15 protein-coding genes are annotated in these 15,488 nt (G+C 35.8%); 7 read left to right on the plus strand and 8 right to left on the minus strand.

Features of this window, described 5'->3' with window-relative positions; translation table 11 throughout:
* Positions 1-634: 634 nt before the first annotated feature.
* From BUA76_RS09950 to BUA76_RS09960, 3 genes are all read left to right on the plus strand, one after another.
* Entirely contained in the window at positions 635-1,072 is a 438-nt protein-coding gene (locus BUA76_RS09950) for a transposase (protein WP_072884655.1), read from the plus strand.
* A 1-nt stretch (position 1,073) separates the two neighbouring features.
* Positions 1,074-1,409 carry a transposase gene (locus BUA76_RS09955; RefSeq protein WP_066436637.1) on the plus strand — a complete coding sequence of 112 codons (336 nt, stop codon included), beginning with the start codon at positions 1,074-1,076 and terminating at the stop codon, positions 1,407-1,409.
* A 97-nt stretch (positions 1,410-1,506) separates the two neighbouring features.
* The gene (locus tag BUA76_RS09960; RefSeq protein WP_072884656.1) at positions 1,507-3,156 is read left to right on the plus strand and encodes an ABC1 kinase family protein; all 1,650 of its coding nucleotides are present in this window, start codon (positions 1,507-1,509) and stop codon (positions 3,154-3,156) included.
* An 11-nt stretch (positions 3,157-3,167) separates the two neighbouring features.
* Here the strand turns inward: BUA76_RS09960 and BUA76_RS09965 are convergent, their stop codons facing one another.
* Positions 3,168-3,515: a winged helix-turn-helix transcriptional regulator gene (locus tag BUA76_RS09965; protein WP_072884657.1), complete on the minus strand. Its 348-nt coding sequence runs from the start codon at positions 3,513-3,515 to the stop codon at positions 3,168-3,170.
* Positions 3,516-3,652: 137 nt separating this feature from the next.
* On the opposite strand from BUA76_RS09965, the gene BUA76_RS09970 reads away from it, so the two are divergent.
* Together BUA76_RS09970 and BUA76_RS09975 are read left to right on the plus strand one after the other, a co-directional pair.
* Complete coding sequence (locus BUA76_RS09970; RefSeq protein ID WP_072884658.1) at positions 3,653-4,267, plus strand: NADPH-dependent F420 reductase; 615 nt, start codon at positions 3,653-3,655, stop codon at positions 4,265-4,267.
* A 67-nt stretch (positions 4,268-4,334) separates the two neighbouring features.
* Complete coding sequence (locus tag BUA76_RS09975; protein WP_072884659.1) at positions 4,335-5,687, plus strand: DEAD/DEAH box helicase; 1,353 nt, start codon at positions 4,335-4,337, stop codon at positions 5,685-5,687.
* A gap of 79 nt (positions 5,688-5,766) precedes the next feature.
* On the opposite strand, the gene BUA76_RS09980 is transcribed toward BUA76_RS09975, so the two are convergent.
* From BUA76_RS09980 to BUA76_RS10010, 7 genes are all read right to left on the minus strand, one after another.
* The gene (locus tag BUA76_RS09980) at positions 5,767-6,732 is read right to left on the minus strand and encodes a tetratricopeptide repeat protein (protein ID WP_072884660.1); all 966 of its coding nucleotides are present in this window, start codon (positions 6,730-6,732) and stop codon (positions 5,767-5,769) included.
* Between the two features lie 10 nt (positions 6,733-6,742).
* Positions 6,743-7,396: a GDSL-type esterase/lipase family protein gene (locus BUA76_RS09985; RefSeq protein WP_072884661.1), complete on the minus strand. Its 654-nt coding sequence runs from the start codon at positions 7,394-7,396 to the stop codon at positions 6,743-6,745.
* Between the two features lie 58 nt (positions 7,397-7,454).
* Positions 7,455-7,916, minus strand: coding sequence for a lipocalin-like domain-containing protein (locus tag BUA76_RS09990; RefSeq protein ID WP_072884662.1), 462 nt, complete (start codon positions 7,914-7,916; stop codon positions 7,455-7,457).
* Between the two features lie 188 nt (positions 7,917-8,104).
* Positions 8,105-9,268, minus strand: coding sequence for an iron-containing alcohol dehydrogenase (locus BUA76_RS09995; protein WP_072884663.1), 1,164 nt, complete (start codon positions 9,266-9,268; stop codon positions 8,105-8,107).
* A gap of 377 nt (positions 9,269-9,645) precedes the next feature.
* Entirely contained in the window at positions 9,646-10,221 is a 576-nt protein-coding gene (locus BUA76_RS10000) for a hypothetical protein (protein WP_072884664.1), read from the minus strand.
* Between the two features lie 237 nt (positions 10,222-10,458).
* Positions 10,459-10,863 (minus strand): hypothetical protein, encoded by a 405-nt coding sequence (locus BUA76_RS10005; protein ID WP_072884665.1) that lies wholly within the window; start codon positions 10,861-10,863, stop codon positions 10,459-10,461.
* A 13-nt stretch (positions 10,864-10,876) separates the two neighbouring features.
* A complete protein-coding gene (locus BUA76_RS10010; protein WP_072884666.1) occupies positions 10,877-12,040 on the minus strand; it encodes a DUF4062 domain-containing protein in 1,164 nt (387 codons plus the stop codon).
* Positions 12,041-12,158: 118 nt separating this feature from the next.
* Here BUA76_RS10010 and BUA76_RS10015 point away from each other — a divergent pair, with 118 nt between their 5' ends.
* Complete coding sequence (locus BUA76_RS10015; RefSeq protein WP_072884692.1) at positions 12,159-14,693, plus strand: phosphoenolpyruvate carboxylase; 2,535 nt, start codon at positions 12,159-12,161, stop codon at positions 14,691-14,693.
* 6 nt (positions 14,694-14,699) lie between these two features.
* Positions 14,700-15,446, plus strand: coding sequence for a hypothetical protein (locus BUA76_RS10020; protein ID WP_072884667.1), 747 nt, complete (start codon positions 14,700-14,702; stop codon positions 15,444-15,446).
* The last annotated feature ends 42 nt before the right edge of the window (positions 15,447-15,488 follow it).

Below are 15,488 nucleotides of genomic sequence, written 5' to 3' on the forward strand. Positions count from 1 at the left end.
TAAAAATTTTAACAAGAAATTTTCACAAATTGTTAAGCATTAAATAGTGATAAATAGGTTAAATAGCTGTTATATACAATAAAATACTATGATAAGCGTTAACAGATAAAGCTTAGTAAAAATTTGCAAATAGAAATTAATATTTTTTTATAAATTAATAAATAACTCTAATATTAATATTTAAATGTAAATGATTTAAATATATTGTATTATTGTTTGGTTTTATCTAAATTTGTAAAAATAGTTTAGTTTAAATAAAGCTAATAATTGCCACTGAAAACTTTAACCTGACAAACCTGATTATAAGATATTCATGAAAAATTCGGACCTGAATAAATCTTTAAGTAATAACCAAAGATTTAAAGCCGTCTTAAAGTTCCTTCCATTCTTAAAAATGCAAACTGTTGAAATTGTTTTTGTTTCGCGAAGTATTAAAATAATAAATACTTCTCATCAAAATTAGTGCAAACACATGAAAGGTATCTGATGATGAATAATACATTGCACATAGATTGTAAGCTTCGGTTTCTGGTAATTTCAATAGTTTTTTTTCGTTTTCTATCCGGAGATAGAGAATTTTATTTACCCAAAAGTAACAACACCATTTTTATTTTTCACATATAATACTAAAAGGATGAAATTTGACTACAAAGAAATACACATAGGAAGTATCATAAAGACTCGCGTTGAAGATACAGGAACTGATCTCGAAAGAATTTGCAAATTCCTGAAAACCACGAAAGACCAGATTGATGAGATGTATCAGTCCAAGAGCTTAGATAGTGATATTCTTATGAGATGGAGTAAGCTTCTGGAATATGATTTCTTCAGAATATACTCTCAGCATCTTATCCTCTATGCACCACCTTCCAAAGTAGATAAACAGGCAGAAAAAAAATCCATGCTGCCCAGCTTTCGCAAAAGTATCTATACCCGGGAAGTTATCGATTTTATTGTTGAACTGATAGAAACCGAGGAAAAAACAATGCCTCAGATTGTGAAGGAATACCGCATCCCGAAATCTACGCTTCATCGATGGACTAAAAAATACGGTAACCTTAATAACGGATAACATGAAAAAAAACAAAACTTCACAGCCGGACTTTAAAAGAATTTATACTGATATCCTGCAAAAGAAATTCCCGGAAAAAAAAGAACTTTGTGATAAAATCCTCAGTAAAAAGACTCTTTCCGAACTGGATGTTATTGCAATTAACAATATAATATTTACTCCTGTTTCAGAAGATATCATCAAATCCAATCAGCAGCACCGGTCGTACAGCAAGTCTACCATTATCAAAATTCTAGAATTCCAGAAAGAGCACGGCCTGAACAATACCAAACTCGCGCTGCATTATAAACTGAGCCGAAATACGGTTTCAAGATGGAAAAAACTTTTTATTGTATAAAATACTATAGCCGCTTTGCCTTTATGGCAAAGTTTTTTTTAGATATTAGGAATACTTTTTGAATGCTTATGGCTTGTTTTTATTACTTTTATGCATTATGTTTAATAAGCAACAAAGAAAGCTGAAAAGATCTGCAAAACTCATCTCTGTACTAAGCAAGTATGGATTTAAAGATCTTCTGGCAAGAATGAATGTCGGAAATAAGCAGGCTGAAGTTTCTTCCGATCTTGAAGAAATCATTTCAAAAGGAACCGTTTATGAAAGAATAAGAATGGCTCTGGAAGAGTTGGGACCTACCTTTGTAAAACTCGGCCAGACCTTTAGCAACCGGGAAGATCTTCTTCCTCCGGAACTGATCCAGGAACTGCAGAAACTTCAGGATAAAGTAGATCAACTAGAGATGAATGTTGCCGAAATCCTCGAAAATGAATGCAATATTTCTGTTTCGGAGCACTTTTCCGAAATTCAAAACGAGCCTCTGGCTACCGCTTCCATTGCGCAGGTTTACAAAGCTTTCCTGACAGACGGAACACAGGTCATTCTTAAAATAAAAAAACCGGATGTTCAGAAAATCATAGAAGATGATCTTTTGTTGATCAAAGATCTGGAGAAACTGATTTCATCCTATTCTGAAATCGGAGAAAAACTTAATCTTAAACAGGCCATTTCAACTTTTGAAAAATCTTTGCTGGAAGAGGTTTCACTGATTAATGAAAAAGAAAATATTCTTCAGTTCAGAAGAAATTTTAAAAACAGCAAAGAAACGTATGTACCGAAGGTCTACGAAGAATTTTCCAACAATAATATACTTTGTATGGAGTTTGTTGACGGAATTAAAGTAACCGATAAAGCGGCATTGTTAGCAAATTCCATAAGTCCGGTCATTGTTTCCGAAGCCGGGTTGCGGCTCTTTGTCTCACAGATTCTCGACTATGGTTTTTTTCACGCAGATCCTCATGCCGGAAATATCCTGGTAAAAAAAGATGGAAAAGTTGTTTTCATAGATTTTGGTGCGGTAGGTAAAATTCCGCCGAATGATAAAGAAATCCTGGAAGATCTTATCGTAAGTTTCGTCGCAAAAAATCCGCATAAAATTGTACGTTACCTTAAAAAAATGGCAGTCAGCTATCAGATTCCGGATGAAAGGAGATTCGAGGGTGATGTGGAAGATATTCTGGATTTTGTTCACAGCACATCACTCAAAGAGATTGATCCGCATGCGGTGATGAACAAAATGAAAGATGTCCTGAAAGATAACCGCCTCTACATGCCGGATTATTTTTATCTTCTGTTTAAAGGTATAGGATTGATTGAAGGCGTAGGCCGCACCATTAATCCTGATTTGGATGTTGTGAAAAGCCTGCATCCGTACACCAAAAAAATATTCGCTAAAAAGATAAGTCCGCAGAATATCTTGAAAACCGGGATGGATAAAATGATGACCTTTACCGATAATGTAGATGAAATCCCGAAAGAATTACGTTCCGTACTTCAGAAGCTGGACGAAAATAAATTCACTGTTACCAGTGAAATTAAAAATATTGAGAAGACCAACCAGTTAATCAAGTCAAGCATTGTCAATCTTATTCTCACGATAATCCTGGGTGCGAATATCATCGCCACGGCAATTGTGTTTGTCTCGGAATCCGGACCTAAAGTTGGGGAAATGTCTCTCGTAGCCGTTCTTGGATTTATATTTTCAATGGTCTTGACAATCATTATCTTGCTGAGAATCACCAGGAAATAGCAACTCTTATCTTAATGTGATTGGATACCGTAATCTTTCATCAGTTCCGTCCCGTAATCCCGTAGAATTCCTACGATCTCAGAAGCTTTTTTACCTCTTTCGGTAATAGAGTATTCCGTTCTGGGCGGAACTTCAGGGAAAATTTCTTTTGTTATAAATCCGTCTTCTGTCAATTCTTTCAGGCATTTGGAAAGCATTCGGTGGGAAATGTGCGGGATACTCGCTGCAAGCTCAGAATAACGCCACGCTCTGTCTTTTATACGCCATAAGATAGGCATTTTGTAGGTTCCTCCTATTTTGCTCATCGCAAATTCTACAGGATTATGGAAAACGTGATGATCAGAAATAAAATTAGGCATACTTACATTTTTGTGTGTTTCTCACAAAGATAAACAATATAGCTTTTTATCCAAATAGCACGCTATATTTGTTGTATTAATCTGAAAATGATAGTGTTCAGATAACAATACATTCAATCTAATAATAAATATAAATTATGAATATCGCAATTATCGGTTCGGGAAATGTAGGCGGAGCTTTAGCTCAGCAATGGATAAAAGCAGGCCACAATGTTTTGATCGGAGCTCAGTTTCCTTTGAGTGAAAAAAATCTTGACCTGGCAACGAAAATAGGCGAGGACCGTTTTGCCGTTATAGAAAATGCAGTAAAACAATGCGAAGTCATTCTCATTGCAACACCTCCGGAAGCCGTTTTTGAAATCGTGGAAAAAATTGGTAATGCATCAGGAAAAATAATTATCGATGCGACCAATGCAATTATGAAAAATCCCGGGCCCTACAAAACAGTTTATCATGCCTTAACAGATAAAACAAATGCTGAGATCGTAAAATGTTTTAATACAACCGGCTTTGAAAATATGCTGAATCCTTTATACCGTGGTGAAGGAATTGATATGTTCATGGCGGGCGACAGTGAAAAAGCTAAAGAAGTTGCTAAAAAACTTGCTTTGGATTGTGGTTTCGGCTCGTGTATCGATTTTGGAAAATCTGACAAAGTAGAGCTTCTGGAAAAATTTGCTCTTTCTTGGATCAATCTCGCCATCATGCAGGGATTAGGACGTAATATCGCTTTCAGAGTGGTAAACAGATAAGCAACGGCTGCCAAGACTTACCGGATCAGTCTTATATTCTCAAAAATTAATTGCCTATCTTTGCAAAATGGAAAAACTCACTTTTGCAGATTTTGACCTTCCGGTTAAAATTCTTGATGTTTTGGCAGACCTGGAATTATTCGAGCCTACACCGATTCAGGAGAAGAGCCTGAAGCCGATCCTTTCCGGACGCGATGTGATGGGAATTGCACAGACCGGTACCGGAAAAACACTGGCCTATCTTTTACCTGTCCTTAAAACCTGGAAATACAATAAGAGCGGAAATCCTACAGTTCTTATTCTTGTACCCACAAGGGAGCTCGTAGTGCAGGTAACGGAAATTATTGAGAAGCTGACAGAAAATATCACGGCAAGAGTGATCGGGATTTATGGAGGTAAAAATATCAATACTCAAAAGCTTTTATTCGACGGTGGCTGCGATATTCTGGTAGGAACTCCGGGAAGGGTAATGGACCTTGCGATCGACAATGCAATTTCCCTCAGGGAAGTTCAGAAACTTATCATTGATGAATTTGATGAAATGCTGAATCTCGGTTTCAGACCGCAGCTGACTCACATTTTTGAAATGATGAAAGAGAAAAGACAGAACATCCTTTTTTCCGCAACCATGACGGAAGCGGTGGATGATATGCTGGACGAATATTTTGCCAGTCCTGTTGAAATTTCCCTCGCAAAATCCGGTACGCCGCTTGAAAAAATTGAACAGACCGCTTATAAAGTTGAGAATTTCAATACCAAAATCAACCTGTTGGAATATCTCCTGAAGCGTGATGACGAGATGTCTAAAGTATTGATATTCAATAATAACAAGAAAAATGCAGATCTTCTCTTTACTAAAATCAGTGAGCTTTTTCCGGATCAGTTTGATGTGATCCATTCCAATAAGTCTCAGAACTACAGGTTAAAAGCTATGAAGAGCTTTGAAAATGAAGAGATAAGAGGCTTAATCACAACAGACGTTATGGCAAGAGGTCTTGACATTTCAGATATTACGCATGTGATCAACTTTGAGACCCCTGATATTCCGGAGCAGTATATTCACAGAATCGGTAGAACGGGTAGGGCAGACAAAGACGGGAAAGCGGTAACATTTGTTACGAAAAAAGAAGAACCGTTGATTCTGGATATTGAATTATTGATGGATAAAGAGTTGAAATTCATCGATTTCCCTGAAGAAGTCAAGATAAATCCTAAGAAAATTGCATCTGAAGAGGAGCAGGTTTCCATGAAAAATCCGGCCCAGGTAAAACTGAATGAAGGCGGAGGGGCATTCCACGAAAAGAAAGCCAAAAACACCAAGGAAAACTGGGGAGGACCCTCCAAAAGAAAAGCTCCGAAAAAATTCGGTGCCAACAGGGCCCAGCAAAAAGCGATTTCAAAATCCAAGAAAAAGAAATAAAAAAACTCCCGAAATTTTCGGGAGTTTTTTTTATCATATTAAATATTACAATGAACACAGATCAAAGAATAATCGAAAATCACTCAAAGTCTATATTGTTATTCTTTAAAATTTCCTTGAATTTATCTATCTTATCTTCTTGCTTCATTTTCCTGTAAATCAAACCCATTATTGTTTCTGCGTCAGTACGATAGGGAGATTTTTGTTGGTTATAGATCTTGTAGGCTTTTGATATATAATCTAATCCTTTTTCATCATCCTTCAAACCATTAAAATAAACATTACCCATTCCATAATATACTTCAGGATCATTAGGATATACTTTATCCAATTCCTTATAAGCATCAATAGCCTTTTGATGCTCTTTTTTGTACGAATATACTATCGGTATATTTTGTAATGCCATTTTTCCTTTCGGATCTACTTCAAGCGACTTTTTATAAGCTATCAGCGCCTTGTCGTAATCTTCGACTCTTCTGTAACAGACTCCTAAATTATCCCAGGCATAAGTGAAATCAGGATCTTCTACTACTGCGTTCTCATAGTTTTTTATGGCTTCCTTCCAATCTTCTTTTTTAGATGCCGCAATAGCTATATTATAAAATTCAATAGCCTTCTCATTTTTTGAGAGCTTTTCAGACTTACTTTCAGCAACGTTTACAGCATTTTTCAGACTAGGACAATTCTTCATCATATATCTTTCGATTGCATTATAGCTATCTTTATATTGTTCAGAATTTTGACTTGTATCTACGTTAATATTGATTTGTTTTTTTTGATTTTTTTTATCTGTTTTCTTAGAGTTTTTCTCAACATCAGCTAATAAACTTCCTAACTGTAATGCTAGAGTATTTTTATCGATACAACTATGAATATCTTTAATAACATCAGTTTTATTTCTGTTAAAAAGGCTGATAGAGTCTACACATTCACAAGCGTTCTCAGAAAGCTCTTCTATTAGCTTTTCCTGGGTAGATTTGTCCTGTGCTGATACAAGAAAGCAAAATAAAATCGATAGTAAAATGGTTATTTGTTTTTTTATCATGATTGAAAAATTATTTCATATAAGGATTCATCACAGAAGTCCACAGCTTATATCCTTCCGGTGTCATGTGCAGCATGTCTTCCACAAAAAGATCTTTCCGTACGTTTCCGTTGGCATCCTGCATTACTTTTGTGATATCAATAAACGCTGCATTAGGCTGCTTTTTCATGAAAGCGGCAATTTTTTTATTCGCTTCCTTCATTTGGGGCCAAAGCTTTTCGCGGCTCGGAGAATATTTGATGGAAATATAATCAATTTCGATTTTCGGAAATTTAGTCCGTATTTTTTGATAAAAAGTTTTGAATCTTTCTACCACAACATCAGCTTTCAGTTGGTCATCATCCGCAAAATCATTTTCACCGCAATAAATGATAATTTGTTTGGGCTGATAATTTAAAAGATCATGGGCATAATAGTTAAGATCTGTTAATCGTGAACCGCCAAAACCTCTGTTAATGATGGTTTTATCCGGAAAATAATCGCCGACATCTGTCCATTTTGTAAATGATGAACTTCCTATCAGAAGGATGGCATCTTTAGGTGGTGGCGTTTCCTGATCTTGTTTTTTAAAAGTCTGTATGTCCTGCCAGAACATCGGTTTTTTTTCCTGCGAAAAGAAAAGGGCAAAAGTCAGCAATAAAAATGCTGATAACATCTTCTTCATTATATAATCATTTAAAAGTTCCTTTCATTAAAAAACTCCCGAATTCCGGGAGTTTCTGTTATCTTTTTAAAGAAATGTAGGTGTAATCAATCACCTGATCTCCATTCTGGTCTATGTTTCCGAACATCTGTTTAAGCCGCATCTCCGAGCTTGTAAGAACAACTACCTGATATGGTCTGGGGCTGTCATTTGTATATTTTATGGTAAGGTTTTTAGTCTCAGTATCATAATCATATGTCCCTTCTGATTTGTAAGTGAGCTGACAGTCTGTTCCCGTTCCTGTATACGCTGAAAAAGCTGTGTAAAAATCCGTTCTGTATTCGATGGTATTTTTAGCCTCGCAGCCGGTTGGAACATCTGTTCCAAGCACTGTCTTGTCGTCTTTTCCTGAAATTACTTCTGTTTTACTGATTTTCCATTCACCTTTCATCATATCCATTTCATAAGCTTGGATATCATCATCTTCACATGAACTAAGCACTAATGCTGAAAAGGCAAATAAAAGTAATTGTTTTTTCATTTTTACAAATTTAAGAATATGCTAAAATATAAATAAATTTGAAATATCTCTAATGAAATTAAGGTTTTTTAAACGAATGTTTGTAAACAAAATAATTTACCAGAAGTTTGAAGATGGTGATGGTAAGTTATAATCCATTTCTGAATTTCAAATAACTTATATCTTCCAACTTCACGTTTCCTGCTTCTTTAATAGCTCATTTCTACGATCTTCCTTGCATCCTGAGGTGTAAGTTTTTTATACTCGCCAAGACCGGTCCAGTTCCTCTCCGTGAATGCTTTTTCCACTCTTTCTCCTGTACCCTGAAAATCTTGCGTATATTCTGAAAGTTTAGTCTGAATATGTAGGCTGTGGAAAAATTCTTCCAGTTTTCTGATTCCGGCTTCTGCCCGTTCTTCAAGACTACCGTTTGTAATTCCCCACACTCTTTCTGCGTATTGAGCCAGTTTCCCTTTTTTAGAGTCGAAGTTATAGCGATAGTGAGAAGGAGCGATAATAGCCAGTGTTCTCGCATGATCGATCCCAAAATACGCGGTCAGTTCGTGACCCATGGCGTGAACGGCCCAGTCGGTAATAACCCCTTTCTGAATCAGTCCATTAAGGGCCATTGTACAGCACCACATAAAATTCCCGGCTGCTTCGTAATCAAAATCATCTGCCAGAACTTTCGGAGCCGTTTCCTGTAGGCTGATCAAAATGCTTTCTGCAATTCTTTCCTGCAAATCTGCAGAGGAAGGTGCGGTCATATATTGTTCTAAGACATGCGTATAAGCATCTGTTAAACCGTTTACAATTTGTTTTGGCGGGATGGATCTTACCACTTCAGGATCCAGTACGGAAAACTGAGGGAAAAGACCCGGACCGCCGGAAGACAATTTTTCATTGGTCTCTCTTCTTGAAATCACATAGCCGGAATTCATTTCAGAACCGGTTGCCGGCAATGTAAGAACCGTTCCGAAAGGCAATCCTTCACCTTCAAAAGTTCTTACCGATTTTCTCAGTATTTCCCACGGCTCACCATTATAATTGGCAGCAGCAGAGAGAAATTTGGTTCCGTCGATTACCGATCCTCCGCCCACGGCCAGAAGGAAGTCTATGTTTTTTTCTTTAATGAAGTTCAAAGCATCAATCAGAATTTCATATTCAGGATTGGCAGGGACGCCTCCAAATTCATAGATTTCATGGCCTTTCAGCGCTTCTTTTACCTGGTCGTAAACACCGTTGTTCTTGATGCTTCCGCCGCCGTAGATTAGTAAAACTTTAGCGTTTGCCGGGACTTCTTTGGAAATTTTGGCAATTTCCCCTTTACCGAAAAGTATTTTAGTTGGATTTTTAAACTCGAAATTAAGCATTGTTCTTAAATTTATTTTGATTCAAATGTACGGAATGCTTCATAATATCTGAGTTAACAAAGGTTTAAAATTTTAATGACTGATTTTTATGAAAACTATCAGATAGTGTCGTCAGTTCGAGTAAAATTCTGAAAGAATTTATATCGAGAACCTGTTAGCTAAAAAGTTCTCGATACAATTTTTCTCCATTTCATTGCGAAAAATCACTCGAACTGACGTGTATTTAAAAAGGTATCATATATTTTCAACTCGTCAGTTCGAGTAAAATTCTGAAAGAATTTTGTATCGAGAACCAATCAACCAAAGTTCTCGATACAATTTTTCTCCATTGCATTACGAAAAATCACTCGAACTGACGAAGCATTCAAAAATTGAAATTAATAAGTCCCAATCTTTTTTCCTTCAAGTTTTCCGGTTTTCCGGGCGATTGTTACTAAATATGATTCTTTGTTTGTAGAATTGGTAAGCTTCGTAACGTAAAGTGAAATATGCTTTTCGTCTGTTTTGTAAGAACTGCTTAATGTATTGCTTGTATCAACAATATAACCGTAGGTGTTGGCAATTAAAACCGCTTCCGGCAGATTATCAACAGATCCTATAAAATCTCTCAGTTGCTGCTCGGTGAAAAAGTATTTTGTTTTATCTTTTTCACAGGCCAGCAGGTAAGAAAAGCAATCTTCTCCCAGGCATTTCTGAAAAAATCCTTTCTCCGGTGCAGGATCGTTTAAGGTCATAAAATCGGGGGTCTGAGTTTCGTAGATGATGGCTTTATCGGGATCCGGGTTGTTCCTGAGAACACTCCAGTACTCATATTTTTTATCGGGGACAATAAAAGGGAAAAGCAATTCAGGATTATCTAAAATTTCCGGGATCTTTTTGTAATCCGGCGGAACGGTTTTCTGGCTGAAAACCAAACCTGAACATAGAAATAAAACCAAAAATAATAATTTCATATTTAAATTATAATTTATTTTAACATTAAAGAATTAAGCCCCCTCAGCTTAAAAAACTTAATAAAAATCAATTATTGATTCCTTAACCATGATAAAGTCTAACTCGCTAAAATTCTTAATGTTAAATAAAGAATAAACAAAGTTTATTTAATTTAGAAAATTAAAAGAAAACGATAAAAAACTTATTTAGTAAAATTTATACAGTTTTTTATTGTTTTAAAAGTTAACAAAATAAATTCACTGGAATATAATTTTGTAATATCCGTTTTCATCTTTTACATCAAATCCCACTCCTGTAAATGTCAGCTTATTGATCTGATACCCTTCACAGCCGCTGTTAAACTCCGAAGATTCAATAGAAAAATCAAAAAGTTTGACATTAGAATAAAACTTGTAATTTTTTGTGCCATTGTAGGCTCCTACATTTTCCAGCAGCACCCTGTTCTCTGAAGTTTTGGTAAGCTGAATGGCAACATTGTTTTCATCCTGTATGGAATAGGTGGTCAATGTTCCGTTGGCGATCAGGTTTTCACCGGCAGCATTTACAAATTCAAAAACAATCGGTTGAGGCGGATTATAGCAGTCTTCACCGCAGGCGGTGAAAAGGATAAGCGGGAGGAGAAATAGGATGAGTTTTTTCATGAGAAGTGAATATTTAATTTGAGAACCTTATTTGTAGTTCTTCAAGTAATTTATTTAATTTATTATGAGCTTCATCATTAGTGGTTAATGTTAGGCTTAAATTAAGAACATATTCCTTCCCAGCCAGTTCGTCATGTTTTGCTTGAATAACTCTTTCCATAATTTCATATGGATAATTCCAAAGTTCATTAGCTGTATGCATGGCTAAATCAGATAAATATATTTTAATATCTTCAAATTCAGGATCTATATAAGTACTTTTTACATCAATTATCCAATTAAGTAATTGTTCATATATTTGAGCATATTTAACAGAAACATAATATAAACCTTTAATATCCGATGGTTCACCATATTCACCAATAAATTTTTGTACCATAATAACTAAACCTTTTAAATTTTTTATAGTATTAAGATGCGACGTTGTTCTGTTTGAGGCCCAGGTTGGTAAATCAAAATGATCTTTTATGAAATGTCTTGGTTCAATTAAGATTGAGTATTCAATATCATTTTTCAAAAATTCTTTTTTTTCTATCTCATCAATTAGTGTTTGACATAAGAATTCGAATTCAAAAAAACTATTTTTTTCAATAAGTATTTTTAAACACTTTTCGCTTAAGTTTAGTTTAAAAAAATCTGGAATATCCCTATCAATTATATTTTTAACTTTTAGACTATTTTTGAATAAATGTGATAACTGTATCTTTAATGTTTGGATAATATCTTGTGATTGTTCAAAAGGAAAGGTCCAAATTTTTTTGTTATCTCTTATATCAGTAATGAATTCAAATATTTGTTTATTATCTACTATATTTGAAAAATTTCCATCTTTATTATTTTTCCAAAAATTCATAGCATTTAATGTGCTTTTATCTATAAAACAAAAAATGGGAATACCTTTTTGCTTTGCAGTCAAAAACTCTGTATTTGTAATTGATTTTCCATTTTCAATAATACTGCCATATCTGCTTCCTACTATTAAAACTAATATATCAGCATTATCTTTTATATTTTTTATGCAATTTTCAATTGAATTTAATTCTGGTGAAATAGGAAAATTGTCATATTCTGAAAGAACTGGGTTATGACCTGAAGTATGTATGAAATCATATAAATTAGCTCTTAGTTGTGATAAGTCGTAACAGGTCGAACTTACAAAAATATTTAAGTTATTCATTTTTATTGTCTATTGATTCAAATTTACATAAATTGAATATTATTTGAAAAAAAGAATTAAAATTAATTACTTTAAAGTAAATAAATATATTAAAATCAAAATCCCCTACATTTGTTATATGATACACGACCAACGCGCAGAAAAATTCAGGCAGATCGTGGAAAATAAGTTCCAGATCTACAATTCTTTGTTTATGAGCCTGCCTTATGATAAAATGACGAATATCGGGATGCTGCTTCCGTTTCTTTGTGAAGAAAGCAAAACCGGCTACGAAGCCGGAAAAACCCCCGAAGAAATCGTTGAAGAATTTTTTAAAAGCCATACCGATTTGCAGACCGAAGAACAGAAACTGGAGCTGCTTTTTAAAATCATACAATATATTGAAAGGCAAGTTGTTTTGTTCGACAGTATCGAAGATGCGGCTTTCCCTAATCTTCACTCCGACAGCGATAAAGGAACGGTAACCAACCTTTACGAGCATTCCCTTCAGGACCATAAGCTGGAACAGGTTCGTGAAAAACTGAAAGATTTTGCCATCAAAATTGTTTTCACCGCACACCCGACACAGTTTTATCCGAATTCCGTTCAGAGAATCCTTCATGACTTAAGAAATGCAATAACCAACGATTCCATCACCAATATCGATATGCTTTTGCAGCAGCTGGGAAAAACACCTTTTGTCAATAAAGAAAAACCCACTCCGATTGATGAGGCAATGAGCATCATTTATTATTTGAGATATGTGTATTATGATACGATCGGGGAACTTTTCACGAAAATAAAAGAAACATTCGGAAGCGAGCATTTCCATATTCATGAAGATCTTATCCAGTTGGGTTTCTGGCCGGGCGGCGACCGCGACGGAAATCCGTTTGTAACAGCCGATGTCACCAAAAGGGTAGCAGAAGAACTGCATTCAGCCATTCTGAAAGCCTATTATAATAATTTAAAATCGGTTCGGCGAAGATTAAGTTTCAGAGGCGTTTCGGAAGTATTAACCAAGCTGAGCAATGAATTGTACTCAGCCATATTCAGAAATGAAAGAATTACGGCGGAAGACATTATCAGAAGAATTGATGAAGCGGAAACAATTGTTAGAGAACAGCATAATTCGTTATTTGTTGGTCTGCTGAAAGATTTCAGGGACAGGGTGAAAATTTTCGGGACCCACTTTGCCACATTGGACGTGCGCCAGGACAGCAGGATCCATCAAAGAGTAATTGATGAAATTTTTGCCAAAATTCAGGGAAATCCTGATGCTGATAATGAAGAGAAATTCAACACCTTAATTCAGGCTCCGGAAAAAATTAATCCTGATGATTTTGAAGATATTATAAAAGATACTTTGCTTACGGTTACTCAAATCTCGGACATTCAGAAACTGAATGGCTTGAGAGGAATGAATCGCTATATTATTTCCAATTCTGATGCGGTAAAGGATGTCATGAATGTCTATGCATTTTTCAAGATCTGCGGTTATCAGGATGAAGAAATCAATATCGATATCGTTCCGCTGTTCGAAACCATGGAAGGTCTTGCCAATGCAGAAACAGTAATGGCTGAATTGTATCAGAATCCGGTGTATCAAAAGCATCTGGAAAGAAGAGGAAATCAGCAGACCATTATGCTTGGCTTCTCAGACGGAACAAAAGATGGCGGTTATCTGAAGGCCAACTGGGAGATTTACAAGGCTAAAGAAGTGCTGACCAGACTTTCCGAACAAAACGGGATTAAAGTAATCTTCTTCGACGGAAGAGGTGGCCCGCCGGCAAGAGGGGGTGGAAAGACGCACGATTTTTATGCTTCCCAGGGAAAAACGATTGCCAATAATAAGATTGAATTAACGATCCAGGGACAGACCATTACCAGCATTTTCGGGAATAAAGAACAGGCAAAATACAATTTTGAACAGCTCTTAACTGCCGGTGTGGAAAATGATGTGTTTAAAAATTCCAAAAAAGACCTTACGGAAAAAGAAAGAGCGCTGATTGCCGAACTGGCAGAAATCAGCTATAAAAAATATTCGGATCTGAAATCGCATCCAATGTTTGTTCCGTATCTCCAGGAAATAAGTACGCTGGAATATTACGGGAAAACCAATATTGGAAGCCGTCCGTCGAAAAGAGGTGCAGGAAATGAGCTTAAATTTGAAGACCTGAGAGCCATTCCGTTTGTAGGTTCCTGGTCACAGCTGAAGCAGAATGTTCCCGGATTTTTCGGATTCGGGTTTGCTATGCAGCAGATGAAAGAGCAGGGAAGATTTGATGAGGTGGAAGCCCTTTACAAAGGTTCCGATTTCTTCAAAACATTGGTTTTAAACTCGATGATGAGTATGAACAAGACCTATTTCCCACTGACGTATTACATTAAGAATAATCCTAAATTCGGTGCATTCTGGAATGTCCTTTTTGATGAGTATAATTTATCTAAAAATATTATGCTCGAGCTTACCGGATTCAGCATGCTTCAGCAGGAAGATCCGCTTTCCAGAAAATCCGTAAAGATCCGTGAAAGAATTGTTCTTCCGTTATTGAGTATTCAGCAATATGCCCTGATTAAAATTCAGAAAGGAGAAGGAAATAAAGAAGCATATGAAAAATTGGTGACCCGTTCTTTGTTTGGAAATATTAATGCCAGTAGAAATTCAGCGTAAATAAGTATGAAAGATATATTCTTTTCGGTCTCGGTTTTTACGGCGCTTTTTCTGCTTGAAGGCTGTAAAAAATCCAATGAAAGCCAGCTTCCGCCTGCTGCTAAGAATGAAGCGTTATCAGTGGAAAAAGCGTTGGAAGATCATGTAAAAACTGCTGATAAAAAAAAACCTGCTGATTTTATACCCAATGGGTTTGTACTTTTTGATGAAGTGGAAGGAGATCTGAATAACGACGGACGCAAAGATCATGTGCTGATCATCAAAGGAACGGAAAAGGATAAGATCGTTGATGACGAAAACCGTGGTAAACTGGATCGCAACCGCCGGGGAATTATTATCTTATTTAAAACAGAGGATAATAGTTACAAAAAGATTTTAGAAAACAACAACTGCTTTTCATTCGAAAATGAAGATGGCGGCGTATATTATGCTCCGGAATTGGAAGTTTCCATAGATAAAAATAATCTCTATGTTAACTATATGCATGGCAGATATGGATACTGGACCTATACTTTTAAGTTCAGAAGCAATGATTTCCAGTTGATTGGTTATGATGCGAGCTATAACCACGGCCCGATTGTTCAAAACGAAACGAGCATTAATTTTTTAACCGGTAAAAAGCAGATTAAAGATAATATCAATAAAGATGAGGAAGACGGAGATGAGGTTTTCAAGGAAACATGGTCTAACGTTGATATTCAAAAGCCTGTTATTTTATCTGGAATTAAAGATTTTGATGAACTCAGCTTCTGATATAAATTCAATAAAAAACCTCTCGGACTGAGAGGTTTTTGC

It is taken from the genome of Chryseobacterium takakiae (assembly GCF_900129385.1).
Lineage (GTDB): Bacteria > Bacteroidota > Bacteroidia > Flavobacteriales > Weeksellaceae > Chryseobacterium > Chryseobacterium takakiae.

Bases quoted from the DNA above. Each gene is read 5' to 3' on its own strand.
- BUA76_RS10020 (WP_072884667.1), top strand. From the start codon at position 14,700: ATGAAAGATATATTCTTTTCGGTCTCGGTTTTTACGGCGCTTTTTCTG.
- BUA76_RS10000 (WP_072884664.1), bottom strand. From the start codon at position 10,221: ATGAAATTATTATTTTTGGTTTTATTTCTATGTTCAGGTTTGGTTTTC.
- BUA76_RS10010 (WP_072884666.1), bottom strand. From the start codon at position 12,040: ATGAATAACTTAAATATTTTTGTAAGTTCGACCTGTTACGACTTATCA.
- BUA76_RS09965 (WP_072884657.1), bottom strand. From the start codon at position 3,515: ATGCCTAATTTTATTTCTGATCATCACGTTTTCCATAATCCTGTAGAA.
- BUA76_RS09985 (WP_072884661.1), bottom strand. From the start codon at position 7,396: ATGAAGAAGATGTTATCAGCATTTTTATTGCTGACTTTTGCCCTTTTC.
- BUA76_RS09970 (WP_072884658.1), top strand. From the start codon at position 3,653: ATGAATATCGCAATTATCGGTTCGGGAAATGTAGGCGGAGCTTTAGCT.
- BUA76_RS09950 (WP_072884655.1), top strand. From the start codon at position 635: ATGAAATTTGACTACAAAGAAATACACATAGGAAGTATCATAAAGACT.
- BUA76_RS10015 (WP_072884692.1), top strand. From the start codon at position 12,159: ATGATACACGACCAACGCGCAGAAAAATTCAGGCAGATCGTGGAAAAT.
- BUA76_RS09980 (WP_072884660.1), bottom strand. From the start codon at position 6,732: ATGATAAAAAAACAAATAACCATTTTACTATCGATTTTATTTTGCTTT.
- BUA76_RS10005 (WP_072884665.1), bottom strand. From the start codon at position 10,863: ATGAAAAAACTCATCCTATTTCTCCTCCCGCTTATCCTTTTCACCGCC.
- BUA76_RS09955 (WP_066436637.1), top strand. From the start codon at position 1,074: ATGAAAAAAAACAAAACTTCACAGCCGGACTTTAAAAGAATTTATACT.
- BUA76_RS09995 (WP_072884663.1), bottom strand. From the start codon at position 9,268: ATGCTTAATTTCGAGTTTAAAAATCCAACTAAAATACTTTTCGGTAAA.
- BUA76_RS09990 (WP_072884662.1), bottom strand. From the start codon at position 7,916: ATGAAAAAACAATTACTTTTATTTGCCTTTTCAGCATTAGTGCTTAGT.
- BUA76_RS09975 (WP_072884659.1), top strand. From the start codon at position 4,335: ATGGAAAAACTCACTTTTGCAGATTTTGACCTTCCGGTTAAAATTCTT.
- BUA76_RS09960 (WP_072884656.1), top strand. From the start codon at position 1,507: ATGTTTAATAAGCAACAAAGAAAGCTGAAAAGATCTGCAAAACTCATC.